21 protein-coding genes, 6 pseudogenes and 2 riboswitches are annotated in these 26,603 nt (G+C 67.8%); of the genes and pseudogenes, 19 read left to right on the top strand and 8 right to left on the bottom strand.

The genetic code is table 11. The features are described from left to right. Positions 1-41: 41 nt before the first annotated feature. The 7 genes and pseudogenes from ku (at position 42) to AUC69_RS00265 (ending at position 6,755) form a co-directional block, all read left to right on the top strand. Positions 42-908: a non-homologous end joining protein Ku gene (ku, locus tag AUC69_RS00240; protein ID WP_069440380.1), complete on the top strand. Its 867-nt coding sequence runs from the start codon at positions 42-44 to the stop codon at positions 906-908. 3 nt (positions 909-911) lie between these two features. Beyond that, positions 912-1,631: a DNA polymerase ligase N-terminal domain-containing protein gene (locus AUC69_RS18055; protein WP_069440381.1), complete on the top strand. Its 720-nt coding sequence runs from the start codon at positions 912-914 to the stop codon at positions 1,629-1,631. A 47-nt stretch (positions 1,632-1,678) separates the two neighbouring features. Continuing rightward, entirely contained in the window at positions 1,679-4,405 is a 2,727-nt protein-coding gene (gene ligD / locus AUC69_RS17795) for a DNA ligase D (RefSeq protein ID WP_069440382.1), read from the top strand. A gap of 361 nt (positions 4,406-4,766) precedes the next feature. Beyond that, positions 4,767-5,423, top strand: a complete 657-nt coding sequence (locus AUC69_RS00255) for an extensin-like domain-containing protein (protein ID WP_083238935.1) — start codon at positions 4,767-4,769, stop codon at positions 5,421-5,423. Positions 5,424-5,572: 149 nt separating this feature from the next. Then, positions 5,573-5,794 (top strand): hypothetical protein, encoded by a 222-nt coding sequence (locus tag AUC69_RS00260; RefSeq protein WP_141700504.1) that lies wholly within the window; start codon positions 5,573-5,575, stop codon positions 5,792-5,794. Positions 5,795-5,877: 83 nt separating this feature from the next. Next, a pseudogene (locus tag AUC69_RS19525) lies at positions 5,878-6,165 on the top strand (diacylglycerol/lipid kinase family protein); the annotation flags it as partial. Between the two features lie 101 nt (positions 6,166-6,266). Next, entirely contained in the window at positions 6,267-6,755 is a 489-nt protein-coding gene (locus tag AUC69_RS00265; protein WP_069440385.1) for a diacylglycerol kinase family protein, read from the top strand. Here the strand turns inward: AUC69_RS00265 and cobD are convergent. Continuing rightward, the gene (gene cobD, locus AUC69_RS00270; RefSeq protein ID WP_244500015.1) at positions 6,752-7,762 is read right to left on the bottom strand and encodes a threonine-phosphate decarboxylase CobD; all 1,011 of its coding nucleotides are present in this window, start codon (positions 7,760-7,762) and stop codon (positions 6,752-6,754) included. The two genes, AUC69_RS00265 and cobD, sit on opposite strands and share 4 nt — an antisense overlap. Between cobD and cbiB the strand changes: the two genes are divergently transcribed. After that, complete coding sequence (cbiB, locus tag AUC69_RS00275; RefSeq protein ID WP_069440386.1) at positions 7,761-8,726, top strand: adenosylcobinamide-phosphate synthase CbiB; 966 nt, start codon at positions 7,761-7,763, stop codon at positions 8,724-8,726. The two genes, cobD and cbiB, sit on opposite strands and share 2 nt — an antisense overlap. Here the strand turns inward: cbiB and AUC69_RS00280 are convergent. The 5 genes and pseudogenes from AUC69_RS00280 to AUC69_RS00300 all read right to left on the bottom strand — a co-directional run bounded on the left by AUC69_RS00280 (position 8,710) and on the right by AUC69_RS00300 (position 12,240). Further along, positions 8,710-10,167 (bottom strand): annotated as a pseudogene (locus tag AUC69_RS00280) (cobyric acid synthase). The gene cbiB and the pseudogene AUC69_RS00280 overlap by 17 nt on opposite strands. Positions 10,168-10,169: 2 nt before the next feature. Then, positions 10,170-10,787 (bottom strand): cob(I)yrinic acid a,c-diamide adenosyltransferase, encoded by a 618-nt coding sequence (gene cobO, locus AUC69_RS00285; protein ID WP_069440387.1) that lies wholly within the window; start codon positions 10,785-10,787, stop codon positions 10,170-10,172. Then, on the bottom strand, positions 10,784-11,323 hold the full coding sequence (gene cobU / locus AUC69_RS00290) for a bifunctional adenosylcobinamide kinase/adenosylcobinamide-phosphate guanylyltransferase (protein WP_069440429.1): 540 nt from the start codon (positions 11,321-11,323) through the stop codon (positions 10,784-10,786). Before cobU ends, cobO begins: the two co-directional genes overlap by 4 nt. A 2-nt stretch (positions 11,324-11,325) precedes the next feature. After that, positions 11,326-12,033 carry a CbtA family protein gene (locus AUC69_RS00295; protein ID WP_069440388.1) on the bottom strand — a complete coding sequence of 236 codons (708 nt, stop codon included), beginning with the start codon at positions 12,031-12,033 and terminating at the stop codon, positions 11,326-11,328. A 12-nt stretch (positions 12,034-12,045) separates the two neighbouring features. Then, complete coding sequence (locus tag AUC69_RS00300; protein WP_069440389.1) at positions 12,046-12,240, bottom strand: CbtB domain-containing protein; 195 nt, start codon at positions 12,238-12,240, stop codon at positions 12,046-12,048. Between the two features lie 38 nt (positions 12,241-12,278). Then, positions 12,279-12,481, bottom strand: a riboswitch (cobalamin riboswitch). 65 nt (positions 12,482-12,546) lie between these two features. Then, a riboswitch (cobalamin riboswitch) is annotated at positions 12,547-12,740 on the top strand. A gap of 111 nt (positions 12,741-12,851) precedes the next feature. On the opposite strand from AUC69_RS00300, the gene AUC69_RS00305 reads away from it, so the two are divergent. From AUC69_RS00305 to AUC69_RS00335, 7 genes and pseudogenes are all read left to right on the top strand, one after another. Beyond that, positions 12,852-13,214 (top strand): DUF1636 family protein, encoded by a 363-nt coding sequence (locus AUC69_RS00305; RefSeq protein WP_244500017.1) that lies wholly within the window; start codon positions 12,852-12,854, stop codon positions 13,212-13,214. A 67-nt stretch (positions 13,215-13,281) separates the two neighbouring features. Further along, on the top strand, positions 13,282-14,316 hold the full coding sequence (cobW, locus tag AUC69_RS00310) for a cobalamin biosynthesis protein CobW (protein ID WP_069440390.1): 1,035 nt from the start codon (positions 13,282-13,284) through the stop codon (positions 14,314-14,316). Between the two features lie 5 nt (positions 14,317-14,321). Then, positions 14,322-17,652: pseudogene (gene cobN / locus AUC69_RS00315) on the top strand (cobaltochelatase subunit CobN). Further along, entirely contained in the window at positions 17,649-18,917 is a 1,269-nt protein-coding gene (gene cobG / locus AUC69_RS00320; protein ID WP_069440391.1) for a precorrin-3B synthase, read from the top strand. The pseudogene cobN and the gene cobG overlap by 4 nt, the downstream one beginning before the upstream one ends. After that, the gene (locus AUC69_RS00325) at positions 18,910-19,542 is read left to right on the top strand and encodes a precorrin-8X methylmutase (RefSeq protein WP_069440392.1); all 633 of its coding nucleotides are present in this window, start codon (positions 18,910-18,912) and stop codon (positions 19,540-19,542) included. Before cobG ends, AUC69_RS00325 begins: the two co-directional genes overlap by 8 nt. Further along, positions 19,539-20,261, top strand: coding sequence for a precorrin-2 C(20)-methyltransferase (locus tag AUC69_RS00330; protein ID WP_069440393.1), 723 nt, complete (start codon positions 19,539-19,541; stop codon positions 20,259-20,261). Before AUC69_RS00325 ends, AUC69_RS00330 begins: the two co-directional genes overlap by 4 nt. After that, positions 20,258-21,094 (top strand): precorrin-3B C(17)-methyltransferase, encoded by an 837-nt coding sequence (locus tag AUC69_RS00335; RefSeq protein ID WP_069440394.1) that lies wholly within the window; start codon positions 20,258-20,260, stop codon positions 21,092-21,094. Before AUC69_RS00330 ends, AUC69_RS00335 begins: the two co-directional genes overlap by 4 nt. On the opposite strand, the pseudogene AUC69_RS15790 reads toward AUC69_RS00335, so the two are convergent. After that, positions 21,006-21,744, bottom strand: a pseudogene (locus AUC69_RS15790) (cobalt-precorrin-6A reductase); the annotation flags it as partial. The gene AUC69_RS00335 and the pseudogene AUC69_RS15790 overlap by 89 nt on opposite strands. A gap of 19 nt (positions 21,745-21,763) precedes the next feature. Here AUC69_RS15790 and AUC69_RS00345 point away from each other — a divergent pair. The 3 genes and pseudogenes from AUC69_RS00345 (at position 21,764) to cobM (ending at position 24,130) form a co-directional block, all read left to right on the top strand. Next, complete coding sequence (locus AUC69_RS00345) at positions 21,764-22,990, top strand: bifunctional cobalt-precorrin-7 (C(5))-methyltransferase/cobalt-precorrin-6B (C(15))-methyltransferase (protein WP_069440430.1); 1,227 nt, start codon at positions 21,764-21,766, stop codon at positions 22,988-22,990. Next, positions 22,987-23,310, top strand: a pseudogene (locus AUC69_RS15795) (cobalamin biosynthesis protein); the annotation flags it as partial. The gene AUC69_RS00345 and the pseudogene AUC69_RS15795, both read left to right, overlap by 4 nt. 58 nt (positions 23,311-23,368) lie before the next feature. Then, the gene (cobM, locus tag AUC69_RS00350; protein ID WP_069440396.1) at positions 23,369-24,130 is read left to right on the top strand and encodes a precorrin-4 C(11)-methyltransferase; all 762 of its coding nucleotides are present in this window, start codon (positions 23,369-23,371) and stop codon (positions 24,128-24,130) included. Here the strand turns inward: cobM and AUC69_RS00355 are convergent. Beyond that, a pseudogene (locus AUC69_RS00355) lies at positions 24,097-25,234 on the bottom strand (cobalt-precorrin-5B (C(1))-methyltransferase). The gene cobM and the pseudogene AUC69_RS00355 sit on opposite strands and share 34 nt — an antisense overlap. 53 nt (positions 25,235-25,287) lie before the next feature. Between AUC69_RS00355 and AUC69_RS00360 the strand changes: the two are divergent. Next, a complete protein-coding gene (locus AUC69_RS00360; protein WP_069440397.1) occupies positions 25,288-26,601 on the top strand; it encodes a cobyrinic acid a,c-diamide synthase CobB in 1,314 nt (437 codons plus the stop codon). Positions 26,602-26,603 lie beyond the last annotated feature (2 nt).

Raw genomic sequence — 26,603 nt, forward strand, 5'->3', positions numbered from 1 at the left:
GTGCCGGACCGGCTCTACGCGTTTCCGAGGAGTTAAGGCGCATGGCACCCCGCGCTTTCTGGACCGGCCATTTGCGGCTGTCGTTGGTCAATATCCCGGTCAGGCTCTATCCCGCGACGAACTCGGAGCGGGGCATCGCTTTTCACCAGATCCACGAGCCGTCGGGCAAGCGCATCCGCTATCAAAAGGTGGCGCCGGGCGTCGGCCCCGTCGAGAACGAAGAGATCACCAAGGGCTATGAGTACGAGAAGGGCAAATACGTCCTGATCGATCCCAAGGAGATCGACGATCTCAAGCTGGAATCGAAGCAGACCATCGAGCTCGTCCGTTTCGTGGACGAGGACGCCATCGACGACCGCTATTTCCAGACGCCCTATTATCTGATGCCCGACGGCGACATGGCCGACGAGGGCTATGTCATCATCCAAAAGGCGCTGAAAGAGACCAAGAAGATCGGCGTTGGCCAGTTCATCCTGCGCGGCCACGGCAACATCGTCGCCATCAAGCCGTTCGAGAAGGGCCTGCTGCTGGAGGTGCTGCGCCACGCCAATGAGATCCGCCCCGCCGACGTGCTGTTCGACGACATCCCGACGGTCAAGGTCGATAAGGAAGCGCTCGATCTCGCCAAGGAGCTGGTGACGCGCAAGGCCGGCAAGTTCGAGCCTGAGCAGTTCAAGGACGAGTATGTGGAAGCGGTCAAGGAACTGATCCAGGCCAAGCTCGAGGACCGCGCGCCCGACATCGTCACCGAGGAGCCCGGCGGCGCCAAGGTCATCAACATCATGGACGCGCTGAAGAAGAGTGTGCAGCAGGGCAAGGGCGCTCAGTCCAAGTCTGGCGGCAAGAAGGCCGCCCCGCGCGCGGCCGCCAAGAAGACGGCGCGGACCCCGAAGCGGAAGTCGGCCTAGACAATGGCGCGGGCGCAAGACGACGACCTGCTTGCCACCTACAAGGCCAAGCGGGACTTCGCCAAGACGCCCGAGCCTGGCCCGAAACGCGCGCGGAAAAAAGGCAACAGCTTCGTTATCCAGAAGCATGCGGCGCGGCGCACCCATTTCGATTTCCGGCTGGAGAAAGACGGCGTGCTGAAGAGCTGGGCCGTGACCAAGGGACCGAGCCTCGACCCCAGCCAGAAGCGGCTCGCCGTCCGCACCGAAGACCATCCGCTCGAATATGGCGGCTTCGAAGGCGTCATTCCCAAAGGCGAGTATGGCGGCGGCCCGGTGATGATCTGGGACGAGGGCACCTGGGAGCCCATCGGCGATGCGGATGAGGGCCTCGCCAAAGGCGATCTCAAATTCAGGCTGCACGGCAAGCGGCTGAACGGCGACTATGTGCTGGTGCGCATGAAGAAGGATCGCACCGGGGGCAAGCGCGAGAACTGGCTGCTCATCAAGAAGCGCGACGACTATGCCGGCGACGGCGATGAGCCGACGGAAGCGTTCGACACCAGCGTGAAGACCGGCCGCAGCATGGAGCAGATCGAGACCGGCGCCGACTCCGCCGTGTGGAGCTCCAACAAGGCTCAAAAAAAAACTCCGGTGAAAAAGCGCGCGGCACCGGCAAAGAAAAAGACGGCGGCAAAGCCGAAAGCCAAAGCAAAGCCAAAGGCAAAGCGCGCCGCAAAATAGCCGCCGCTCCGTTCGTCGAGCCGGAACTCGCCACGCTCGATAGCGACGTGCCGGACGGCACGAACTGGCTGCATGAGCTCAAATATGACGGCTACCGCATCGAGGCGCGAAAAGCGGGCGACGACATCACGCTGTTCAGCCGCCGCGGTCTCGATTGGACCGTGCGCTTTCCGGCCATCGCCACGGCGCTCGAGACCCTGCCATGCGAGGCGGCGCTGATCGACGGCGAGGCGGCCTTCGTGCTGCCGTCGGGCGTCACCGATTTCAAATCGCTGCAAGCTCACATCGATACGCCCCATCCGGCGATCCGCTATTTCGCCTTCGACCTGTTGTCCCTCGACGGCAAGGACCTCCGCAAAGAGCCGCTTCTCAAACGCAAGGCGCGGCTGCATGCGCTCCTGTCGGCGAAGGGCGTCTCCGACTATCTCGTCTATTCCGACCATGTGCTCGGATCGGGCTCGGCATTCTTCGCCAAGGCTTCCGAGGCCCAGCTCGAAGGCATCATGTCGAAGCGGGCGGACTCGCCTTACCGCTCGGGGCGCGGCAAGGACTGGCTCAAGATCAAATGCACGCGGTCGCAAGAGTTCGTCATCGGCGGCTATGCAAAATCGGACGTGCGCGGCAAGCCGTTCTCCTCTCTGCTGCTCGGGACATTCGACGATGGCAAGCTGAACTACGCGGGCAAGGTCGGCACCGGCTTCAACGCACGCGTCTCGGCCGAGCTCGCCGAGCGGTTCTCGAAGCTCGTCCGCAAGACCTCGCCCTTCGCCGACGTGCCGGCAGCCGAGCGCAAGGGCGCGGTGTGGCTGGACCCGGAGCTCGTCTGCGCGGTCAACTACGCCGAATGGACGCGCGACGGACGGCTCAGGCATCCGAGCTTCCAAGGTTTGCGCGAGGACAAGGCGGCACGCGACGTGCGCCGCGAGGGGCAAGAGCATCAGGAGGCCGATATGGCCAAGACCGCGACCAAGCAGACAACCAGCAAGGCTGCCACCAAGACGGCTTCGACCACAAAGACGGGCGACGTCAGTTTCGGCGGCATCACGCTCACGAGCCCCGACAAGGTGCTCTATCCGGATATCGGCTTCACCAAGCTCGATCTCGCCCGCTATTACGAGGCGGTGGCGCCCGTGATGCTGCCTTACGTGGTCAACCGGCCGATCAGCCTCGTGCGATGTCCCGAAGGCTGCGCGGAAGACTGTTTCTTCCAGCGCCACGCCATGCGCGGCATGAGCGATGCGATCAAGGAGATCGCCATCCCCGGCGGCAAGACCAAGAAGAAATATCTCTATATCGACGGCGAGGACGGGCTGTTCGGTCTGGCGCAGATCGGCGTGCTGGAGATCCACGATTGGGGCGTGAAGCTGCCGAAGGTCAGCGAGCCCGACCATATCGTGTTCGATCTCGATCCCGACGAGGGGTTCGACTTCGACACGCTGAAAGCTGCCGCCATCGAGGTACGCGACTTCCTCGACGCGCTCGGCCTCACGTCCTTCCTCAAGGTGACGGGCGGCAAGGGCTTACACGTGGTCGCGCCGATCGCGCCCAAGCTCGGCTGGGACGAGGTGAAGACCTTCTGCAAGGCGGTCGCCGACGCGCTCGTCACGGTGCGGCCAGACCGCTACACGGCCAACATGGCCAAGGCGGCGCGGAAGGGAAAAATCTTCGTGGACTATTTGCGCAACCAACGCGGCGGCACGGCGATCTGCAACTATTCGACGCGCGCCCGGCCCGGCGCCACCGTGGCCTGTCCATTGCGCTGGGATGAGCTCAAGACGCTCGAGACGGCGGCGCCCTATACCGCGCAAAACCTGCCGGCGCGACTCAAGCGGCTCAAGAAGGATCCGTGGGAGGGTATTTCGCGACCCGCCAGTCGATCACGGTCAAGGCGCGAAAGGCGCTCGGTCTCGCCTGAGGCTTGGTGTCCGCTTTGCGTTCGATCAAGGACGCCCCGTTGTCCCTCGCCTCTTGTCGTGACCGTTTCGCCGCCGCCCCCGTCTCCCCCGATCCAAGGCCCGCATGTCCCAACTCACGCCCTGGCTGATCCTCATCGCGCTCGGCGCCTTCCATGGGCTGAATCCGGCCATGGGCTGGTTCTTTGCCGCCTCGCTCGGTCTTTACCGCAAGAGCCGCCGGGTCGTTCTCATCTCGCTGATCCCCATCGCGCTCGGCCATGCGGCGGCCATCGCCGTTGTCGTCTTCGCGGTCGTCGGCCTTGGCATGGCTATCGACGCCGGCACATTCCGCATCGTCTCGGGCCTGCTGCTAATCGCCTGGGGCATCTATCATTGGCTTTACGGCCATCAGCATCATTTCCATATCGGCGTGACGACCGGTCTGCTCGGCCTCGGCGTGTGGTCCTTCCTCATGGCCACGGCCCATGGCGCCGGCATGATGCTGATCCCGGTGCTGATGCCCATGGAGCACGCGCATCACGCGGGCCACGCGGGCGGACATGCCGGCCACATGATGGCCACCGGCTCCTTTGCCGTGGCGAGCTTGGCGGTGCTGGTGCACACGCTGGCCATGCTCATCGTCACCGGGGCGATCGCGCTCCTCGTCTATCAGTCGTCGGGCTTCGAGATCCTGAAGCGGAGCTGGATCAATCTCGATCTGGCCTGGACCATCGCCCTGATCGGCATGGGGGCCTGGCTGCTCTTGTTCTGACGGCCTCGCGTCTGCCCCCCTTTGCACGGCGCCGAAATGACGCCGTTCCCTTTTTGTGCCGGGCGCCCTATATTCGGCCTATCCCATCAACAATCGAAAGGAGGTGATCCAGTGTCTCATTGTCATAGCCCGCGGTCGCAGGCGTCGGTGACCTGGATGCTCGCCTCTGGTGAGGTCTAGGGCGTCTAACGACGCTTGAATCAGCGGTCCTTCGCGACCGCGGCCGACAATGGAAGGGCTGCCCGGCAACGGGCGGCCCTTCTTTTTGCCCAAAATCTGATCTGCCAAAGACCTCTCGCATTGAAAGATTGTTCAGACCCTTGGCCCCATGGTTACGCCCATGGTGGGGGTTCGTATTGCGTATTTGGCCGCATTGCTCGCGGTCGCCATCCTTCTGGAGCTTGCGCCGGCGGCGGCGTTCCGCGCGAGGAACGCGCCGAGTGGCGTGACAAGGCCGAGGCTCAATGCATGGCCTCGGGGCGCGTACGCGCGTCGTCCTACGTGCAGTCCGCCTCGCCGATCAACGGGCCGAGCGCTTGCGGCATCCGGGCGCCGCTGAAGGTCTCCGGCGCGCTTGGCGGCCGGGTCAAGGTCACGCCCACGGCCACCATCGGCTGCCCGGTCACCGCGCATCTCGATCGCTGGCTCAACAATTCCGTGCAGAAGGCCGCCTATCGCCAATTCGGCAAGCCGGTGGTGGAGATCCGGCAGATCTCCTCCTATAGCTGCCGCGGACGCAACGGCCGCCATCGGGGGCCGCTATCGGAGCATGCCTACGGCAATGCCATCGATGTCGCCGGTTTCCGCCTGTCGGACGGCACCGAGATCACCGTGGTCAAAGGCTGGTGGCGCGGCAGCCGGCGGGAGAAGGCCTTCCTGAAAGAGGCGCTCGCCGGGGCGTGCGACGAATTCTACACGGTGCTCGGCCCGGGCGCCGACCGCCACCACTACAATCATTTCCACATGGATTTGTTGGTCACCAACGTCTCCAAGGGGCGCCATTTCTGCCAGCCCCGGCCGAGCCGCGGCTTTTTTGCCGAGGCCGAGGGCGACCCGGTGTCGACCGCCTCGATCAAGCCGATCCCCTTTACCGGGCCTGCCGGGCTGGGGTTTAGCGGCGACTAAAGGAGAAAAGATCGCACTGTGGCCCGTCGGCAACTTCGCATCTGCGAAAGACGCAGTAAGATCGTCTACGGGGAATCGCACCAGGGGAAGCGACACGGACGTGACCGGAGCATGGGTCTTTAGAGACTCGGTTCGATTGGAGGGGCACGATGGCAGCAGAATCGTTGGTGCAAATGCTTGAAGAGATCGCCGTCGGCCTCAAGGCCGGCGACGAGGAAGTCTACGGCTGGCTGCGCGACCAACTCAAAGAGTGCGGCGCCAGCGAGATCTCGGTCGAGCTCGCCATGGGCGTGATCGCCAGGCTGTTGCCGGAAGAAGCTCAAGGCAATCTCGAGCTGGCCGAGCACTATAATCGCCGCTGGGCTCACTAGCCTCGCCGAGACTCCCACCTGTGGTCCCGCGCGACTCCGCGGCGGATGGAACAGCCCTCGCGACCAGGCGTTAGTAGGCCACCATGCGCGCGCTTGTGGTGCACAATCCCTCTGCCGGTTCAGGGCATCCAAGCCGCGACGAGCTGCTTCGCCTCCTCGACGAGTCCGGTTTCTCTACACAATATTTCAGCTCCAAGGACGACGGCTATAAGACGGCGCTCGCGCGGAGCGACGCCGAGATCGTGATCGTCGCCGGAGGTGACGGCACCGTCGCGAAGATTGCGCGCAACATCCACGACCGGAAAATTCCCCTGGCGATCCTGCCACTCGGCACGGCCAACAACGTCGCCCGGAGTCTGGCGATCAATGGCGAGATCGGGAGATTGGTGCCAGCGCTTCGCGAAGCCCCCCTTAAACGGTTGGACGTGGCTGCGCCGCCGGGCCCTGGGGCGAATGGAACTTTTTGGAATCCGTGGGCTGGGGCGCGCTCGCCAAAGTCGTGGATATCGGCGTTCCGGACGATACGCGCGAGAAGCAGATCGCATCGGGCCGCGAGCTGTTCGCCGAGATCCTCGAAGCAGCCGCGCCGACCTATATATGTCTCGAGATCGATGGGCATCGCATGGAAGGCGACTTCGTCTTCGTCGAGATTCTCAATATCGGCATGACCGGACCGCGCGTGCTGATCAGTCCGTCCGCCGAGCCCGGAGACCAGCTGCTCGACATTGTCATCCTGCCGGCCGGGCGCAAGCAGGAGATGATCGACTGGCTGCGCGCGGCGCCGGAGCACACCCCGATCCCGCTCACCGAGATCAAGGCCAAGACGGCGAAATTCGTCTGGCGCGAAGGGCCGCTCAGGGTCGACGACGAGGTATTCGATGCCCCAGACCACGCCGCGGAGGTGCGCGTCGAGATCGAGCCCCACGGGCTCCATGTGTGCGTGCCGGTCACCGGCGACTAATCCTGGAGCGCCGCTTCGAGCCGTTGCCACTCTTGCTCGGCGCCGGGCAATCCGAAGCGCAATAGATCGGGCCGTTCGGGAAAGCGGCGCACGAGGATGCCGGCGCGGCCAAGCCGGTCAAAAAGCTTCGCCGCCTTGGCGCTGCGGACCAAGCGGAACAGGGACGCGCCCCCGACGATTTCGAGGCCGGCCCCGCCGAGCAGCGTATCGAGACGCTCCGCCGCCGCCGCGAGCGAGAGTCGCGTCGCATCGATCCACGGTTGATCGCTCAAGGCCGTCGTGCCGATGGCGAGCGCCTCGCCGGAGACCGGCCAAGGCCCAAGCGCGGCGGCAAGCTGCGCGGCCAATGGCGGTGAGGCGAGCGCGAAACTGAGCCTCAGACCTGCGAGGCCGAAGAACTTGCCGAAGGAGCGCAGCACGACGACCGTCGCGGCCTCCACTTGCGCGCTCAGGCTCTCACCGCGCGGTCCGGCATCCATGAAGGCCTCGTCGACGATCAACAGGCCGTCATGGGAGCGCTGCCGCTCGGCGATGGCGAGCAATTCGTCGCGGCTCAAGATCCTGCCGTCGGGATTGTTCGGATTGACGGCGATGGCGAGATCGGCGTCGCCCAACGGCTCCAGCGCGCCGACGGTCGTCGTCTCGTGTTCGGCGGCGGCGGCGGCGCGGGCATGCTCGGCATAAGTCGGCCCGAGGATCACGGCGCGGCCCGGAAGCAGGAGGGCGGGCGGCGAGCGCACCAGCACCTGCGAGCCCGGCGCGACGACGACGCAGGCCGCCGACGGCGCGTCATAAGCCGCGGCGGCGCGTTCCGCCAGGCGGCGGAGGTCCGCGGGCGCCGGCAGGCGCGAAAAAATCTCCGGCGCGAGGGGCGGGATGGGGTAGGGATGGGGATTAATCCCCGTCGACAGGTCGAGGAACGGCTCGGGCGCGCCGGGGAACAGGTTTCGCGCCGCATCGAGATCGCCGCCATGCAGAAGCGGCGCAGGCATATTGGGAGGGATCATGGCCGCACCGTTAGCGCTTCTGGCTTTGCTGATCGAGCTCGTCGCCGGTTATCCGGACTGGATCGCCAAGAGCATAGGCCATCCCGTCACATGGATGGGCCGCCTTATCGGCTTTCTCGATACACGCCTCAACCATGAAGGCGCCGAGCCCGAGAGCCGCCGCCGGGCGGGCGCCATCGCGCTGTTCCTCCTGCTGCTCATTGTCGGCACCATCGCCTTCGTGGTCGAGACCGCGTTTCTGCTTCTGCCGCTCGGCCTGATCGTGGTCGGCCTCTTGTGCAGCACGCTCATCGCCCAGCGCAGTCTTTATATGCATGTGGCGAATGTGGCCGACGCGCTCGACAGTGGCGACCTGATCAAGGCCCGCGCGGCGGTCGCCCATATCGTCGGCCGGGACACGGGCGATCTCGACGAGGCGGGCGTGGCGCGCGCGGCCATCGAGAGCCTGTCGGAGAATTTCTCCGACGGCGTCGTGTCGCCGGTGTTCTGGATCTGCCTCGCGGGCCTCACCGGCGGCGCGCTGTATAAGGCGATCAACACCGCCGACAGCATGATCGGCCACCGCAACGAACGGTACGAGTCGTTCGGAAAATCGGCGGCGCAGCTCGACGACCTGGTCAATCTGCCAGGCGCACGGCTGTCGGCGCTGCTGATCGTCGCCGCATCGGCGCTCGGCGGTGGGGCCTCGGCCGGCGGCGCCTGGCAGGCGATGACGCGCGACGCCGCCAAGCATGCCTCGCCCAATGCGGGCTATCCGGAAGCAGCCATGGCCGGCGCGCTCGGCCTGTCGCTCGGCGGCCCGCATGCGTATGACGGCGTGGAGACCGACGCCGCATGGCTCGGCGACGGACGCCGCGAGGCGAAGGCGTCGGATGTGCAAGCCGCGCTCGCCGTTTACGGGCGCGCCGACGGCCTGCTGATCGCCATCGTGTTCGCGCTGGCGGTTTTCACCGCGATACTGTGAGCAGGCGATCGATGTCGACATGAGCTTCGAGATGCGCGGCGAGACGATCGAGACCGTATCCACCGCGGTTTCGTAACAGACCTGGCTTTCGCCCGCCGCGAAACGCTGGAGCCAGGCGGCGCGCTGGCGGTCGTCGGCAAACAGACCATGGACGTATGAGCCGATGACGCGGCCGTCCGGCGACATCGCGCCTTCGGACGACCCATCGGCAAGACGGGCAAAGGGGCGGTCCGCGTCCGGACCTTGCGTCATGCCCATATGCATCTCGTAGCCTGAGAAGGGCGCGCCATCGAAGGCGACGCCCGCAACCGCCTCGAGACGCTTTTCCGACGACAAGGTCGTCTCCACGTCCAGCAGGCCGAGGCCTTGCGCGGTGCCGCCGGCGCCCTCGATGCCGTCCGGGTCGTGGATGGCGCGGCCGAGCATCTGATAGCCGCCGCACAGCCCCAGCACCGTGCCGCCACGGCGTAGGTGTCCGGCAATGTCGATATCGAAGCCGGCGTCGCGCGCCGCCGAGATCGGCGATGGTGGCCTTGGAGCCCGGCAGGATGACGAGGTCCGCATCGCCGGGGAGCGCGTGACCGGGCCGCACCCGCACGAGATCGACTGCGGGCTCCGCCTCCAGGGGATCGAGATCGTCGAAATTGGCGATATGCGGCAGCAGCGGCACCGCGACCTTCAGCGCCGCGCCCGCGTTCGCCGCCCGCGCGCCGTCGAGCGCCAAGGCATCCTCCGCCGGCAGCGCGCGGGCCTCGGCGAAGAAGGGAACAAGACCGAGCGCCGGCCATCCGGTGGCCTCGGCAATTCTCGTCATGCCATCGGCGAACAGCGCCGGGTCGCCGCGGAACTTGTTGACGAGGAAGCCCACGATCAGCGCCGCATCTTCGGCATCGAGCACCGCCTTGGTGCCGACCAGGCTGGCGATGACGCCGCCCCGGTCGATATCGCCGATCAGCACCACGGGCACGTCGCAAGCGCGGGCGAAGCCCATGTTGGCGATGTCGTTGGCGCGAAGATTGATCTCCGAAGCGCTGCCGGCGCCCTCGACCAGAACGATGTTCGCTTCGTCCTTCAGCCGGGCGAAGCTGTCCCGCACGAAGCCCATCAAATCCGGTTTCAGGTTCTGATAATCGGCGGCCTTGGCCGTGCCGTAGACGCGGCCCTGCACCACGATCTGCGCGCCGATCTCGCTTTGCGGCTTCAGCAGCACGGGGTTCATGTGCACGCATGGCGCCACGCACGCGGCGCGCGCCTGGAGCGCTTGCGCGCGGCCGATCTCGCCGCCGTCGATGGTGACCGCCGCGTTGTTCGACATGTTCTGCGGCTTGAACGGCAGGACCTTGAGCCCGCGGGCGTGAAGCGCCCGCGCCAGTCCCGCCACGATCAGCGACTTGCCGACGTCGGAGCCCGTGCCCTGGAACATGAGCGCCCGGGCGGCCATCGCTAGAATTCGATGCCCGGTTGCGCCTTCACGCCGGCGGCGAAGTGATGCTTCACCAGCGTCATGTCGGTGACGAGGTCGGCGGCCTCGATGAGATCGGGCTTGGCGTTGCGGCCGGTCACGACGACGTGGAGGCGGGGTCGGCGTGCTTTCAACGTGGCGATCACCTCGTCGAGCGGCAGGTAATCGTAGCGGAGCGCGATGTTCAACTCGTCGAGAATGACGAGGCCGAAACTGTCGTCGTTCGTCAGCTCAACCGCCTTGGCCCAAGCGCGCTCGGCGGCGGCGATGTCCCGGGCGAGATCCTGGGTCTCCCAGGTGAAACCCTCGCCCATGGAGTACCATGCGACCTGGTCGCCGAATTTGGCCAGCGCGTCGCGCTCGGCGGTGTGCCAAGCGCCTTTGACGAATTGCACGACGCCGACCCGCTCGCCGCGGCCGATCATGCGCAGCGCCAGGCCGAAAGCCGCCGTGGACTTGCCCTTGCCCGTGCCGGTATGGACGATGAGCAGACCCTTCTCGTAGGTCTTGCCGGCGACCTCCTCGTCCTGCACCGATTTGCGCTTCGCCATCTTGGCGCGGTGGCGCTCGGCTTCCTTATCGTCGACAGGCTTGGTCATGGCGATCCCTTCACATAGAGCGGCAGGCCGGCGACCATGAGGATCACGCGGCCGGCATGGGCGGCGAGGCGCTGATTGAGCACGCCTTGGGCGTCACGAAACGCGCGGCCAAGCTCATTGTCCGGCACGAGACCCAAGCCCACCTCGTTGGATACGACCACCGTCGGGCCGACACGTTCGGCTAAGGCCTGTTCCAACCGCTCGGTCATCGTTTCGATCTTGAACTTCGCGTGCATCAGATTCGACAGCCACAGGGTGAGGCAGTCGACCAGGACCGCGGCGCCATGCGGTGAGGCACGAAGCGCGTCGGGTAATTCGTGCGGGGCTTCGATGGTTTGCCAGCCGGCTTGGCGATGCGCCCTGTGCGCGGCGATGCGCGCGGCCATCTCGCCGTCCCGCGCTTCAGCCGTGGCGATATAGACCCACGGATGCGGCCGGGCGGTGACGAGACTTTCGGCGTAACGGCTCTTGCCGGAGCGCGCGCCGCCGAGGACGAAGGTCGTGCCTTCGTCCCCGGTTGTGGCTGATTGCGCCATCATTACGCCGCGTGGATGAAGCGCTCCCGGAAGAACCCGGCGAGCCCGCCGAGCAGCACCCAGAATAGAAGCGCGGTCATCACCACGGCGACAACGAAGCTGTGGTGCAGACCTTCCGGGATTGGGCTCTCGTAGCTCACGGGCTGGGGCGCGCCGATCACGTGAGGCGCGACCAGCAGAGCGATGGCCGCGAGCACGGCGACGAGCGACCGGCTGTAGAACAAGAGGCCGAGCGCAATGGCCGTGGCGAGGACGGTTCCAAGCCACCAAGCCTGGCGCGCACCGAGCTCCGCCGCTGGCATGGCCGGAAGCTCGGGCGGAAGACCGAGACCGGGCGCAAGTGTGAACACAACAAAACCGGCGAGACCCCAGAACACACCCTGGCGCCAATTGGCGATGCCGCCGAACAGTTCGCTCACCGCGACAAGAAGGAGAGCGAAGCCCACGCCGGTGACCATATTGGCCGCGAAGGTGAAGAAGGTGCGCTCAGCGCCGTCGGCTGGAGCCCAGCCTTCGCCGTGATCGTGGTCGTGCGCCGCCGTCTCCGCCCCATGCTCGTGGGCGGTAGCGGTGGCGTCGCCTTGCTCCTCATAGACCTCTGCTTTGACGATCATAGGCACGGTAGTGAGCTGTTGCGCGACGGTCATGGCTAGGCCGGCAAGCGCGCCGGCGATGGCTGCAACGATAACGATGTTGCGGAAGTAATCCATCTCTGCGCCCCCCTAATGACAGGGGAAGGACATCGAATGCCGGTAGTCGTGCGCGGCATTGTGCACCGCCTCGATGCGGGAAAAGCCCACACCGCCAACGATGAAGATGCCGAGCAGCGCGGCCATGAAGATCGGCACGACGCGCGAGGCGGTTAGCGCGGCGGTGTGGATGCCGTCGCCTTCGGGTTTGGTCGAGAACGTATTCATATCTAAGTCCCCCATGCGCCCTCCACCCGAGGGCGCGGTTCAAGGTTGAGCCGGCGGCAGGTCTCCTGGCTCGCGGGTCGACGCCTTCCCTCGGCCTTCCCGGAAGCTTCGCTCCAGTGGCCTTACGGAGGGGTGCTCGCCGCTTACAGTTGCGGGGGCAGCCGCGGAATCGGGGAAAATCCCTCACCGCGTTCCCTTTTACGTCCCACGGAATGTGGGAACCGACGACGGGGCGACTATAGCGGGCTGGGCCCGCGCCGCAAGCGGGCGATCGGGCCCGCATTGACAAAAAGGCGGCACGGCCTCTTTAGTGGGCCCATCGACGGTCTCTCGAGGACGAGAGCGAACAGGGAACGCGGTACGGATTTTGGTCCAATTCCGCGGCTGCCCCCGCAACTGTAAGCGGTGAGCCCGAACCACATTGCCACTGGGGATACCCGGGAAGGCGGTGAGGGGCTGGAACCGCGAGCCAGGAGACCTGCCGTCGATCTGGTCGCTCGCCCGGGCGGGGTGCCTCGGTGGCGGTTAGTTCCGTGGCGCGGACCGATTCGTCGGCTCTGTGCCTTATCGCACCCCCAAGCGCGGACGGCCCGAGGAGCGGCTTCAAAGGGGTGACTCTCACCGACATCGAAGCGGACGAGGACGTTGCGGTCCGAACCGGGGCCACCGTCTATGTCTGCATCACTTGCCGCCGGCCGGACGACCCCGAGGACGCCGAACGTCCCGGGCTCGCCTTGGCGCGGGCCACGGCGGAGGCCGCCGGCGGCACCGGCGTGTCGGTCTGCCAGGTCCAGTGCCTCGCCAATTGCAGCCGGAGCTTGAGCGCCGCCATGCGCTGCGACGGCAGCTGGACCTATGTGTTCGGCGGGTTGGAGCCCGGCCGGGATGCCGAGGCCTTGATCGAAGGGGCACGGCTTCTCGCCCGTGCCGAAGACGGCATCCCTGCCTTGGCGGCGGACGCCCCGAGATCTTGAAGAAGGGCCTGATCGCCCGCGTGCCGCCCCTCGATTTCACACCCGAGATTTCCACGGAGGACACAGAATGACGTCGCTTGCCCGCATTCCCTGCACCATCGTCACGGGCTTTCTCGGCTCGGGCAAGACGACCCTAATCCGCCATGTGCTGGCCAACGCGAACGGGCGCCGGCTCGCGGTCATCGTCAACGAGTTCGGCGACGTCGGCATCGACGGCGAGATCCTCAAAGGCTGCGGCGACGCTTCCTGCCCCGAGGAGAATATCGTCGAGCTGGCCAATGGCTGTCTCTGCTGCACCGTGGCCGACGAATTCGTGCCGGCGCTCGACGCCATCCTCGCCATGGAACCGGCGGTCGAGCATATCGTCATCGAGACATCCGGCCTGGCGCTCCCCAAGCCGCTGGTGCAGGCGTTTCACTGGCCAGCGATCAAGAGCCGCGTCACCGTCGACGGCGTGGTGGCGGTGGTGGACGGCGCGGCGCTCGCCGACGGCCAAGTGTCCGCCGACCTCGAGGCGCTGTCACAGCAGCGCGCGGCGGACGATGCGCTCGATCACGATGACCCGATCGAGGAAGTGTTCGAGGACCAGATCGCCTGCGCCGATCTCGTGGTGCTCAACAAGCGCGACCTGCTCGACGCGGGCGGCCTCGAGCGCGCCATGGCCGCGGTGACCGGGGCGCTGCCGCGCGCGGTGGCAATCGTCACCGTGGCCGACGGCAAGGTGGACCCGATCGCCCTGCTGGGCTTGGGCGTCGGCACCGAGAACGACATCGAGAACCGCATGACCCATCACGACACCGAGCTCGATCACGATCATGACGACTTCGATAGTTTCGTGGTGCCGCTCGCCGAGATCGGCGATCCCGATACCATCTCGACGCGCATCGCCGAGCTCGCCAAGTCTCACAATGTGTTGCGGGTAAAGGGGTTCGCCGCCGTCACGGGCAAGCCCATGCGGCTTCTGATTCAGGCGGTGGGACCGCGCGTCAGCCATTATTATGACCGGCCCTGGGCCGCGTCGGAGGACCGCCAAGGCAGCGTCGTCGTCATCGGCCTCAAAGGTCTCGACCGCGAGGCCGTGACCAAGTCTCTCGCCGGGTAGACCGCATGCATCTGTTGCAGACATCCTCCACGACGCTCGACGACATCGTCGAGCCGGTCGATCTCGGCCAGACGCCGGGCGACATCGTGGTGGTGTCTTTCGTCGACAGCGATCTTTCTGGGTTGGCGGCAGCCTGCGCGGCGGAGACCGAGGCGCTGCCGAGCCTCCGGCTCGCGCATTTGCGCGATCTGCGCCATCCCATGTCCATCGATCTGTGGATCGACAATGTGGCGCAGCACGCCAAGGTGATCGTGGTGCGTCTGCTCGGCGGTCTCGACTGGTGGCGCTACGGCGTCGAGAGCCTGTCGGCCTGCGCGAAGAGCAAAGGCATCGCCCTTGCCGTGCTCCCGGGCGAGGACCGCGACGACGCGCGGCTGTTCGCGGCGTCGACGCTTTCGACCGCTGAGTTGCAGCAGCTGCTGCGCTTCTTCCGCGAGGGCGGAGCGCAAAATTTGCAAGGCCTGTTGCGCCGTCTGGCCGCGCATGCGGGTGCGACGCTGGCGGTGCCGGAGCCGCAAAGCGTGCCGCGCATGGCCGGCTATGTGCCGGGCCAGGGTGCGGTGCCCTTGGAGGCGCTGGCCGCTACGCTTCTTCCGGACCATCCCGTGGTGCCGGTGATTTTCTACCGCTCGGCCCTGCTCGCCGCCGACACCGCTCCCATCGATCATTTGTGTGGGTCGCTTGCCGCGCGAGGCCTCTCGCCCGCGCCGCTCTTCGTGCCGAGCCTCAAGGACAAGGCGGCCGGCGCCTTCGTGCGCGAGGCGCTCATGCGGCTCTCGCCCGCCGTCGTCGTCACCACGACCGCCTTTGCCGCCGGCGACGGCGAGACCTCGCCGCTCGATGCGGTGGACGCACCGGTGCTGCAAGCGGTGATCGCCACCACGCGGCGCGACGCCTGGGCGGAAAGTCCGCGTGGACTCGGGCCGTCGGACCTCGCCATGCATGTGGTGCTGCCCGAGCTCGACGGCCGCGTGCTCGCCGGTGCACTCGCCTTCAAGGATGCCGCCGCCAAGAACGACACGCTCGGCTTCACCGCCTATACCAGCCGGCCCGAGCCGGACCGGATCGACGCGGTCGCCGATCGCATCGCCGCGCTGTCGCGCCTGCAAGCGACCCCGCGCAGTAAACGCCGTATCGGCGTGGTGATGCCCGACTATCCCGGCGCCGGTGGCCGCACCGGCTATGCGGTCGGCCTCGACGTGCCGGCGAGCGTGCTTGCGCTGCTCGCCGATCTCCAAGCGGCCGGCTACGCCGTCGCGGACATGCCGGACGGTTCGCCCGAATTGCTCCAGCACCTGGAGCGCGGCGCCGAAACGCCTGCTCTGCCGCTCGCCGACTACGAGCGCCTGCTCGCTCAGCTCCCGGCCGCCATCGCCGATGAGATCACGACGGCCTGGGGCACGGCCGAAAGCGATCCTGATTTCCGGGACGGCGCATTCCGGTTTCGCGGCGCGCGCTTCGGCAATATCACCGTGGCGCTGCCGCCGGACCGGGGTAAGACCCGAGATCGGCGCAGCGACTATCACGATCCGACGCTGCCGCCGCGCCACGCGCTGCTCGCCTTCGGTCTATGGCTGCAACATGCGGTCGAAGCGCATGCGCTGCTGCATCTCGGCGCCCATGGCACACTCGAATGGCTGCCGGGCAAGGCCGTGACGCTGTCGCATGCGTGCTTCCCCGAAGCGATCGTCGGCGCGCTGCCGGTGATCTATCCCTTCATCGTCTCCAATCCCGGCGAGGCGGCGCAGGCCAAGCGCCGGGTCGCCGCCGTCACCATCGGCCATTTGCCGCCGCCTTTGGTCGGCACGGAGCTTTCCGGTCCGGCGCAGGAGCTGGAGCGCCTGGTGGACGAATACGCCATCGCCGACGGGTTGGACCGCCGCCGCCGGGAGCGTCTCGCCAAGCTCATCGTCGACAAGGCGCAAGGCTCGGGGCTGGCGCGCGAAGCCGGCATCGGCGCGGAGGATTGCGCCGACGGCGCGCTGCGCAAGATCGACGCTTGGCTGTGCGACCTGAAGGATCTCGCCATCAAGGACGGCGTGCATATCTATGCGCGGCCGCCGCAAACCGACGATCCGTTGTGGCAGGCAAGCGCCGAGGCCGAGCGTGAGGCGCTGATCGCGGCGCTGGACGGCAAGCGCGTGCGGCCCGGGCCTGCGGGTGCTCCGGCAAGGGGACGCCGCGACGTGCTGCCGACGGGGCGCAATCTCTTCACCGCCGATCCGCGCGTACTGCCGACGCCGACCGCCATGGAGCTCGGCCACGCGCGCCGGCCGGCGAGGTGATCCGCGCTTACATGCAGACCCATGGGGAGATGCCCCGCAGCCTCGTCATCGATCTCTGGGGGAGCGCGACGCTTCGCACCGGGGGCGAGGAGATTGCGCAAGGGCTTTCGCTGATGGGCTGCCGGCCCACCTGGGACCCGGCCACGGGGCGCGTCACCGGCATGGAGGTGCTGCCGCCCGCCGTCATGGGCCGGCCGCGCGTCGACGTGACCTGGCGCATCTCAGGCTTGTTCCGCGATCTCTTCCCGGCGCAAATCGCCCTGATCGACGCGGCGGTGAAGCTGGTTGCGGCGCGCGACGAGGACGAGGCCGAGAACCCGCTGGCCGCGGCGCGGCGGGCGGCGAACGGCGATACGCTCGCGCGCATCTTCGGCAACGCACCGGGGGCTTACGGCGCGGGCGTCGAGGATCTCTTGGGCGGCGATGCCAACCAAGACGAGATGGGCGCGGATATCCGCGGCCACGTCGCACGCTTACGGCGGCGCGGACGGCGAGGGCGCGGGCCCGGCCGGGCGCGTTTGCCAGCCGCGTGGCCGACGGCGACATGCTTCTCCATTTGAGCGACGACCCGAGCCGCGACCTTCTCGAGGCGCGGAGGACGTGGCCCATATCGGCGGCTTCGCCGCCGCTGCCGCCTCGCTCGGCGCCACGCCCGATCTCGTCATGCTCGACGTCACCGATCCCAGTCGCCCGCGTGCCCGGCCGCTGCCGCAAGCGCTCGCCAGGCTCGTGCGCGGGCGCGCGACCAGTCCCAAATTCATCGCCGGCATGATGCGCCATGCGCGCGCGGCGCCGCCGAGCTCGCGGAGACCGTGGACCGGCTGGTGGATTTCGCCGAGACCACCGGCGCGGTGTCGAGCGCGCTGTTCGATCTCGTGCATGGCGCTTATCTCGCCGACGAGGCGGTGCGCGATTTTCTCCTGCGCGAGAATCCGGACGCCGCCCGCGCATCGCCGAACGGCTGGAGCAAGCGCGCGCCAAAGGCCTGTGGCATCCGCGGCGCAACGATCTCGGCACCGAGGCGCTCCTGACTGTGGAGGCGGCATTATGAGCGGCAGGGACACAAGGGGTGAGTTCGCACGCGGCGCCTGCCCGAGCCTTCTCGAACCGATGGAGACTGGCGACGGGTTGCTCGTGCGGATCGTGCCGGCCGGGCCGATGAAGCTCAAGGCGCTCGCCGGCCTCTGCACCGCGGCACGGACCCACGGCAACGGCACGATGGAGATATCAGCCCGCGGCAACCTCCAGATTCGCGGACTTGAGCCAAACACGGCACCGCTTCTTGCAGACCGGCTCGTGGCCCTCGGTATCGATAGCGGCGACGGCGTGCCGGTTCTCGCCGATCCGCTGCCGGGCGATCCTAGCGCTCTCATTGACGCGAACGCGCTTGCTACCGAGCTGCGCCGAGTTCTCGCCGCATCGCGACTTGTGCTTGCGCCGAAAGTGTCGGTGATCGTGGATGGCGGCGGCAGGCTTCATCTCGATGCGCTCACGGCGGACATCAGAGTCAGGGCCGTCAGCGCCGCGGACGGTCCGCGACTTCATGTTGCACTCGGAGGTGACGGAGCAACCGCCACACCGCTTGGCACGGTCACGCCGGATGAGGCGTGCGACGCCGTTTCGTGTCTGCTTGCGGTGATTGCGGCACATGGTCCGGGAGCGCGCGGCGCCGATGTGCTGCAAAGCCGCGGATTGGCGGCGTTCCGGAACGCTCTCCAGGCCCGTATTGAGCTTGAACCGCCGCCACCAACCCGGCTCCCAGTCGCGATGGTTGGCACGCACTCTCTCGAGGGCGATCTCTATGCGGTGGGTATCGGGCTCGCTTTCGGCCACACCCAAGCCCACACGCTGAAGGCACTGACGGAGATTGCCCGTGTACACAACGCCCTATGGGCAATGCCTGCGCCGGATCGCACGCTGTTGCTTGGGCCTTTCCAAAGGACAAGCGTAAAGACGATCAGGGACGAGGCGCGACGTTTGGACTTCGCGGTTGTGGCGGCAGATCCGCGCCGCCGCATCGTCGCGTGTCCCGGCGCGCCGTCATGCGGCTCGGGGTTGATCGCCTCACGGAGGCTCGCGGCGGAGATCGCGGAGGAGGCCGAGTTTGCCGGCGTGGGCATCGCCCTGCATGTCTCGGGCTGCGCCAAGGGCTGCGCGCATCCTTTCCCTGCGCCGCTCACCGTGATCGGAACCGCGAAAGGCGCTGGGCTCGTACGCCACTCCACGGCGCGCGCCACGCCCTCGCACTATGTGAATGAGGCGGACGTCGCCGCCGCAGTCGATGCGTTTTCAGTATGCGAGCCGTCCGATGCTTAGCCACGACTATATCCGCGACGGCGCGGCGATCTACGAGCGCTCCTTCGCCATCATCCGCGACGAGGCGGACCTCTCGCGCTTCACGCCCGAGCAGGCCGAGGTGGCGGTGCGGATGATCCATCCTGCGGGCCGGGTGGATGCGGCGGCGCAAATCGATTTCTCCCCGGATCTGGTGCGGGCGGCGCGCGAGGCGCTGAAGCGCGGCGCGCCGATCTTCTGCGACGCGAACATGGTCGCTCATGGGGTGACACGCGCGCGTCTCCCGGCCGACAACGACGTCATCTGCACCTTGCGCGAGACCCAAGTCCCGGCGCTGGCGAAGGAGCTCGGCACGACGCGCTCGGCCGCGGCGCTCGAGCTGTGGCGCGACCGGCTCGAAGGCGCGGTGGTCGCCATCGGCAACGCGCCGACGGCGCTGTTTCATCTGCTGGAGATGCTGGCGGCGGGGGCACCGAAGCCCGCGGCGATCCTCGGCATTCCCGTCGGCTTCGTCGGCGCGGCGGAATCGAAGGACGCGCTCGCGGCCGATCCTCACGGCGTGCCCTATCTCGTGGTGCGCGGCCGCATGGGCGGCAGCGCCATGACGGCGGCAGCCATCAACGCGCTGGCCAAGGAGGGATTATGACCGGACGGCTTATAGGTGTGGGCGTCGGCCCGGGGGATCCCGGCCTGCTGACGCTGAACGCGATCGACGCGCTGAAGGCCGCGGATGTGGTCGCCTATTTCGCCAAGGCGGGCAATGCCAGCAACGCGCGCACCATCGTCGCGGCGCATCTGAACGGCGCCGAGGAGCTGCCGCTGCTCTATCCGGTCACCACCGAGATCCCCAAGGAGGATACCGGCTACCGCGACGCGATCACCGCCTTCTACGATTCCTCGGCGCAAGACGTGGCGGCGCATCTCGACGACGGGCGCACCGTCGCCGTGCTGTCGGAAGGCGATCCGCTATTCTACGGCTCCTACATGCATCTGCATGTGCGCCTGGCCACGCGCTATCCCACCGAGGTCATCGCCGGCGTCACCGGCATGTCCGGCTGCTGGTCGGCCATCGCCACGCCGATGACGCAAGGGGACGACGTGTTCACGGTGCTGCCGGCGACCTTGCCCGAATACGAGCTGGAGCGGCGCTTCGCCGATGCCGACGCCGCCGTGGTGATGAAGATCGGCCGGCACCTCCCGAAAGTGCGCCGTGCGCTCGACCGCGCCGGCCGGCTCGACCGCGCCATCTATGTGGAGCGCGGCACCATGGCCAATGCCGCCGTGATGCCGCTCGTCGACAAGCTCGACGGCTGCGCGCCCTATTTCGCCATCGTGCTGGTGCCCGGCTGGGAGAGCCGGACGTGAGCGGCTGCCTGACCATTGTCGGGCTCGGCCCGGGCGATGCGCGCTTCTGGACCCGGGAGACGGCGGACGCCCTGCAAGCCGCCGACGCGCTTTACGGCTACGGCCCCTATCTCGACCGGGTGCCGGAGCGCGACGGCCAGGCGCGCCACCCCTCGGACAATCGCGTCGAGGGCGCGCGGGCGAAAGCCGCACTCAGCCAAGCGGCGGACGGCCAGCGCGTGGCCATGGTCTCGGGCGGCGATCCCGGCGTGTTCGCCATGGCGGCGGCCGTGTGCGGCGAGATCGAGACGGGCCCCGAGGCGTGGCGCACGCTCGACCTCCGCGTGGTGCCCGGCATCACCGCCATGCTGGCGGTGGCGGCGCGGGTCGGCGCGCCCCTCGGTCATGATTTCTGCGTCATGTCATTGTCGGACAATCTGAAGCCCTGGGATCTGATCGAGCGGCGTCTCGATGCCGCCGCAACGGCCGGCTTCGTGATCGCGCTCTATAATCCGATCTCGAAGGCGCGGCCTTGGCAGCTCGGCGAGGCCTTTGCCCGGCTCGCCCGTCACCTCGACGCCAAGACGCCGGTCGTGTTCGGCCGCGCGGTCGGACGCGACGACGAGGCGGTGACGATCACGACCTTGGACAAGGCAAGCAACACCGAAGCCGACATGGCGACGCTGGTGATCGTCGGCTCGCCCGAGACGCGGCTCATTCTCCGCGATGGGCGCGAGCCGCTCGTCTATACGCCGCGCGTCGCGGCGGAGCGCTCGCATGATCGAGCCAGGCCAGCACATCCTCCACCGTCTCGGCGGAGTCGATCTCGAGCAGGTCCGGGCGTTGCAGCATGATGACCGGAAGATGGAGCGCGCGCGCCGCGGCGATCTTGCCGTAGGACGCCTCGCCGCCGCTATTCTTGGCGACCACCACGTCGATGCGATGCCGCTGCAACAGCACGCGGTCGTCCGCCTCGCTGAAGGGGCCCCGCGCGGTGAGATAGATGGCGTTGGGCACGGCAAGCGGCGGATCGACAGGATCGACGCTGCGCACCAGATAAATATGCTCGGGCGCCGTGGCGAAGGGCGTTATCTCTTTTCGGCCGAGCGCAAGAAAGACGCGCCGGGGCGCGGCGCCCAGGGCCGCGACTGCTTCGGCGATCGAATCCACCTCGATCCATTGATCGCCATCCGTCTTCTGCCAAGCAGCACGCCGGAGCGCGATGAGCGGCACGCCGGCAAGCGCGGCGGCGCGGACTGCGTTGGCCGAGATCTGCGCGGCGTAAGGATGGGTGGCGTCAATCAGCGCGCCGATCGTCTCGTCGCGCAGTAGGATGCGAGACCTTCGGCACCGCCGAAGCCGCCGCTGCGCACCGGGACGCTTGCGCCAGGGGATTGGCCGTGCGGCCTGCCAGCGACAACGTGACAGCGAAGCGTTTCTGGCCGGCCAAGGCGCCGGCAAGCATGCGGGCTTCCGTGGTGCCGCCGAGAACGAGGATCTTCATGGCGCGGGTTGAACCGATCATGCCGGACCCTGCCCCAATCGGGCGCTGGCTGTCCATCGTCGGCATCGGCGAGGACGGCGCACAAGGCTTGAGCCCCGTCGCGCGGGATCTCGTGGCTGGCGCCGACATGGTGTTCGGCGGCGCGCGGCACCTGGCGTTGGCGGCATCTGTCATCCGGGGAGAGGCCAAGCCGTGGCCGAGCCCATTCGCCCAAGCGGTGGACGCGGTGCTGGCGGAACGCGGCCGCCGGGTCTGCGTACTCGCCTCGGGCGATCCCTTCTTCTATGGCGTGGGCTCGACGCTCGCGGCGCATATTCCGCCGGAGGAGACCTTCGTGGTCCCCGCGCCCTCCTCCTTCTCTCTCGCTGCCTCCCGCATGGGCTGGCCGCTGCCGGAGACGGTGCTGGTGTCGCTGCATGGGCGCGCGCTCGACCGCATTCGGCCGCATCTCCATCCGGGCGCGCGCATCCTGGCGCTCACCTCCGACGGCGACGGACCCGCGGCGCTGGCGCAGCTCCTGACCGAGATCGGATTCGGGCGGTCGAGGCTCACCGTGCTGGAAGCGCTGGGCGGTGAGCATGAGCGCGTGCGTGCGGCCCAAGCCGACGGATTCGATCTCGAGGACATCGCCGCGCTGAACATCGTCGCCGTCGACGTCGCCGCGGCAGCGAACGCCCGGATCATCGCTTATACGCCGGGGCTCGCCGACGATCTGTTCGAGCATGACGGCCAGATCACCAAACGCGAGATCCGCGCCATGACTCTGTCAGCACTCGCGCCATGCCGCGGCGCGTTGCTATGGGACGTGGGCGCGGGCGCGGGGTCCATCGGCATCGAATGGATGCTGGCCGATCCGTCCTTGCGGGCGATCGCCATCGAGGCGAATGCGGACCGTGCCGCGCGCATCGGCCGCAACGCCGCTGCCTTCGGCGTGCCGGACCTTGCGGTTATCCAGGGTCGCGCGCCCGATTCGCTGACCGGCCTCGCAGCCCCCGACGCCATCTTCGTCGGCGGCGGCGGCAGCGTGCCCGGCGTGCTCGAGACTTGCCTCACGGCACTCAGGCCCGGCGGACGCCTGGTGGCCAATGCCGTGACGCTGGAGACGGAAGCAGACTTGATGGCGCGGCATGAAAGCCTCGGCGGCGACCTCGTCCGCGTCGCGGTATCGCGGGCCGATCGCGTCGGCGGCAAGACCGGCTGGCGTCCGGCCATGCCGGTGACCCAATGGATTTGGAGGAAGACATGATTGTTGCGGGGATCGGCTGCCGCAGAGGCACGACGGCGGAGGAGATCAACGCGGCGATCGACACGGCGCTGGCGCAAGCGAGCCTTGGGCCCGACCGCTTGAGCGCCATCGCCACGTCGGACGGCAAGGGCAGCGAGCAGGGCATCATCGAGGCGACCGCCGGGCGCGGCGTGAAGCTCGTCCTGGTCCGGCCGGCCGATCTTGAAGCGGCCGGACCGCGCACTCTGTCCTCCTCGCCGCGCGTGAAAGCACTGGTCGGCGTCCCATCCGTCGCCGAGGCGGCGGCTCTTGCCGCATGCGGTCTCGAGTCCCGGCTCATCGTGCCGCGCATCGATCTCGCTCGGCGACCTGCGCCATCGCCGCCGTCGGGGACGATTCGTGACTGTCCACTTCATCGGCGCCGGGCCCGGCGCCGCCGATCTGATCACGGTACGGGGCCGCGACCTCCTCGCGCGCTGCCCCGTCTGCCTTTATGCCGGCTCCATCGTGTCGCGGGACTTGCTCGCCTATTGCCCCGACAATGCGCGGCTGGTCGACACCGCGCCGATGTCCCTCGACGAGATCGAGGCGGAATATGCCGCCGCGCACGACGCAGGCCAGGACGTGGCCCGGCTGCACTCCGGCGATCTCTCCGTGTTCAGCGCCGTGGCCGAGCAGATGCGGCGGCTCGCGGCGCGAAACATTCCCTACACGCTGACGCCTGGCGTGCCGGCCTTCGCCGCCGCCGCCGCCGCGCTTCATCGCGAGCTCACCGTGCCGGAAGTGGCGCAGAGCGTGGTGCTGACCCGGGTGCCGGGGCGCGCCTCGGCCATGCCCGAGGGCGAGAGCCTGGCCGCTTTCGCCGCCACCGGCGCGACGCTCGCCATCCATCTCGCCATCCATGCCCTCGACACGGTGGTCGAGACGCTCACTCCCTTCTACGGCGCCGACTGTCCGGTCGCCGTGGTGGCCCATGCCAGCCAGAAGCAAGAGAAGATCCTGCGCGGCACGCTCGGCAACATCTGCGCCACGCTCGCCGACGACCCCATCGAGCGCACCGCCATGATCCTGGTCGGCCGCGCGCTTGCACCTGAAGACTTTCGCGAGAGCGCGCTCTACGACGCCGATTATCGCCGGCGCTTCCGCGGAGGCTCGGCATGAGCGCTTCCGAAAGGCGCATGGCCGACGCAATTTCCGGCGCGGTCGAACAGGACGGCCTCGATCTCGACGTGCTTGCCATCGATTGCCGCGCCGGCGACGACCGCCATGGCGGCCGCTTGCGCAGCCTTCGCCACCGCATCGCCGAGAGCCACACCGTCGGCTGTCGCATGCTCGAAAGCCTCCAGTGCCGTGTTCGCGCCGAGAATGCGCGCACGCAAGTCAGGCGAGGCGCCGGCTTCTTCGGCGCGCTTGGCCAGCGCCTCGAGGTCGACCGATCCGCGCTTGGAATGAAGATCGAGCAGACCTTGAGCGAGCTTTGTCATCTTACCGATGCCGCCGGCGATGGTGACGCGTGGCACGGGATGCAACTTGATGTATTTGAGCGTGCCGCCGACGAAGTCGCCCATGTCGATGAGCGCGGTGTCGGGCAGGTTGTGCATTTTCTGCACCGCGGCCTCGGAGGTCGCGCCGGTCGAGGCGGCGACATGGGTGAGACCGCAGGCGCGCGCCACGTCGATGCCGCGGTGGATCGAGTGGATCCAGGACGAGCAGGAATAGGGAATGACGATCCCCGTGGTGCCGAGGATCGACAAGCCGCCGACAATGCCGAGACGGCCGTTGAGGGTCTTGGCGGCGAGCGCCTCGCCGTCGGGAATCGAGATCTCCACCTCCACGTCGCCGGAGTCGCCGTGCGCCGCCGCCACCTCCTTGATGGCGTCGCGGATCATCTGACGCGGCACCGGGTTGATGGCGGGCTCGCCCGGCGGAATGGGAAGACCAGGCCGCGTGACCGTGCCGACGCCCTCGCCGGCCCGGAAGCCGACGCCCGAGCCCGGTGCGCCGGGCCGCACGGTCACCAGGATGAGCGCGCCATGGGTGACATCGGGATCGTCGCCCGCATCCTTGACCACGCCTGCCGTCGCCAGACGGTTGCCCCGCGCCGTGGTGGCCAGCGCAAAGGACGGGCGCTGCCCGCCGGGCAAGGTCACCTCGACCGGATCGGGAAACGCGCCCGTGAGCAGGCCGGCATAGGCGCCTTGGCGGCGGCCGTGGCGCAGCGCCGGTGGTCCAGCCCCGTCGCAGGGGCGCGGAATCCTCGTTCATGCCTTTCGCTATAGAGCGCCGGAGGCTCGCCGTCACTCAGTGAGCGCGATCCGGTGACCGCGCCGGCCCTGATCGTCGCCGCGCCCCGGTCGGGCGCCGGCAAGACTACGGTGACGCTGGCGCTCCTGGCGGCGCTTCGCCGGCGGGGACTGGCCGTGAAAGCGGCCAAGACCGGCCCGGACTATATCGATCCGGCCTTCCATCGAGCCGCCACGGGGCGCGGCAGCGTCAATCTCGACAGCTGGGCCATGAGCCCCGCCCTGCTCGACGGGCTCGCCACCCAGGCGTCGGCGGAGGCGGACATCCTCGTCATCGAAGGGGCCATGGGCCTGTTCGACGGCATTCCGAGCGCGCCCGGGCGTACCGGTGCCACGGCCGATCTTGCGGCGCGCTTCGCCGTGCCGGTGCTGCTCGTGATCGACGTGTCGGGACAATCCCAGTCCGCCGCCGCACTGGTGTACGGCTTCGCCACCCATGACCCGCGCGTGCGCATCGGCGGCGTGGTGCTGAACCGCGTGGCCAGCGACCGGCATGAGCGCCTCGTCGCGGCGGCGCTCGCGGCGCTGCAAATTCCTATTCTCGGCCGCGTGCGGCGCGACGAGAGCTTGTCGCTGCCGGAGCGTCATCTCGGCCTCGTGCAAGCGGGCGAGCATGACGATCTCGAAGCCCATCTCGCCGCGCTCGCCGACATGGCCGAACGCTGCTTCGATCTCGATGCCATCGTTAGTCTGGCGGCGGGGCCAACATATCCCTCGGGCAAGGCAGCGCCCGCCCTGCCACCGCCGGGCATGCGGATCGCGCTTGCCCAGGACGATGCCTTCACCTTCGTCTATCCGCATGTGGTCGCGGGCTGGCGCCAGGCGGGGGCCGAGCTCGTGCCCTTCTCGCCGCTCGCCGACGAGGCACCGTCCGAGACTTGCGATGCTTGCTGGCTGCCGGGCGGCTATCCGGAATTGCATGCGGGACGGCTCGCTTCGGCGGCCACATTTCGCGACGGCCTCGCACGCTTCGCCGCGACGCGCCCCGTGCATGGGGAGTGCGGCGGCTACATGGTGCTCGGCGAAGGACTCGAAGATGCGGACGGCGTGCGTCATGCCATGACCGGGTTGCTCGGTCATGCCACGAGCTTCGCGCAACGCAAGCTGCATCTCGGCTACCGCGCCGCGCGGCTCCTCACCGATGGCGCGCTCGGCAGAGAAGGCGCCCGATTACGCGGGCACGAGTTCCATTATGCGAGCGTGATCGAGACCGGGAAGGATGCGCCGCTGGCGGAGATCGCCGACGGCGAAGGCAACGCGCTCGGCACGGACGGCGGACGGCGCGGCCACGTCACCGGCACGTTCTTCCACGCCATCGCCACCGAGTGACG

It is taken from the genome of Methyloceanibacter superfactus, from assembly GCF_001723305.1.
GTDB classification, from domain to species: Bacteria; Pseudomonadota; Alphaproteobacteria; order Rhizobiales; family Methyloligellaceae; genus Methyloceanibacter; species Methyloceanibacter superfactus.

Coding starts and splice junctions, on each gene's coding strand:
- cobU (WP_069440429.1), bottom strand. CDS start 11,323: ATGGCGCAATCAGCCACAACCGGGGACGAAGGCACGACCTTCGTCCTC.
- AUC69_RS00295 (WP_069440388.1), bottom strand. CDS start 12,033: ATGGATTACTTCCGCAACATCGTTATCGTTGCAGCCATCGCCGGCGCG.
- AUC69_RS00300 (WP_069440389.1), bottom strand. CDS start 12,240: ATGAATACGTTCTCGACCAAACCCGAAGGCGACGGCATCCACACCGCC.
- ku (WP_069440380.1), top strand. CDS start 42: ATGGCACCCCGCGCTTTCTGGACCGGCCATTTGCGGCTGTCGTTGGTC.
- cobD (WP_244500015.1), bottom strand. CDS start 7,762: ATGATCCCTCCCAATATGCCTGCGCCGCTTCTGCATGGCGGCGATCTC.
- cobG (WP_069440391.1), top strand. CDS start 17,649: ATGAGCGGCAGGGACACAAGGGGTGAGTTCGCACGCGGCGCCTGCCCG.
- AUC69_RS00260 (WP_141700504.1), top strand. CDS start 5,573: ATGGCAGCAGAATCGTTGGTGCAAATGCTTGAAGAGATCGCCGTCGGC.
- AUC69_RS00330 (WP_069440393.1), top strand. CDS start 19,539: ATGACCGGACGGCTTATAGGTGTGGGCGTCGGCCCGGGGGATCCCGGC.
- cobO (WP_069440387.1), bottom strand. CDS start 10,787: ATGACCAAGCCTGTCGACGATAAGGAAGCCGAGCGCCACCGCGCCAAG.
- AUC69_RS18055 (WP_069440381.1), top strand. CDS start 912: ATGGCGCGGGCGCAAGACGACGACCTGCTTGCCACCTACAAGGCCAAG.
- cbiB (WP_069440386.1), top strand. CDS start 7,761: ATGGCCGCACCGTTAGCGCTTCTGGCTTTGCTGATCGAGCTCGTCGCC.
- cobW (WP_069440390.1), top strand. CDS start 13,282: ATGACGTCGCTTGCCCGCATTCCCTGCACCATCGTCACGGGCTTTCTC.
- AUC69_RS00345 (WP_069440430.1), top strand. CDS start 21,764: ATGCCGGACCCTGCCCCAATCGGGCGCTGGCTGTCCATCGTCGGCATC.
- AUC69_RS00325 (WP_069440392.1), top strand. CDS start 18,910: ATGCTTAGCCACGACTATATCCGCGACGGCGCGGCGATCTACGAGCGC.
- AUC69_RS00255 (WP_083238935.1), top strand. CDS start 4,767: ATGGCCTCGGGGCGCGTACGCGCGTCGTCCTACGTGCAGTCCGCCTCG.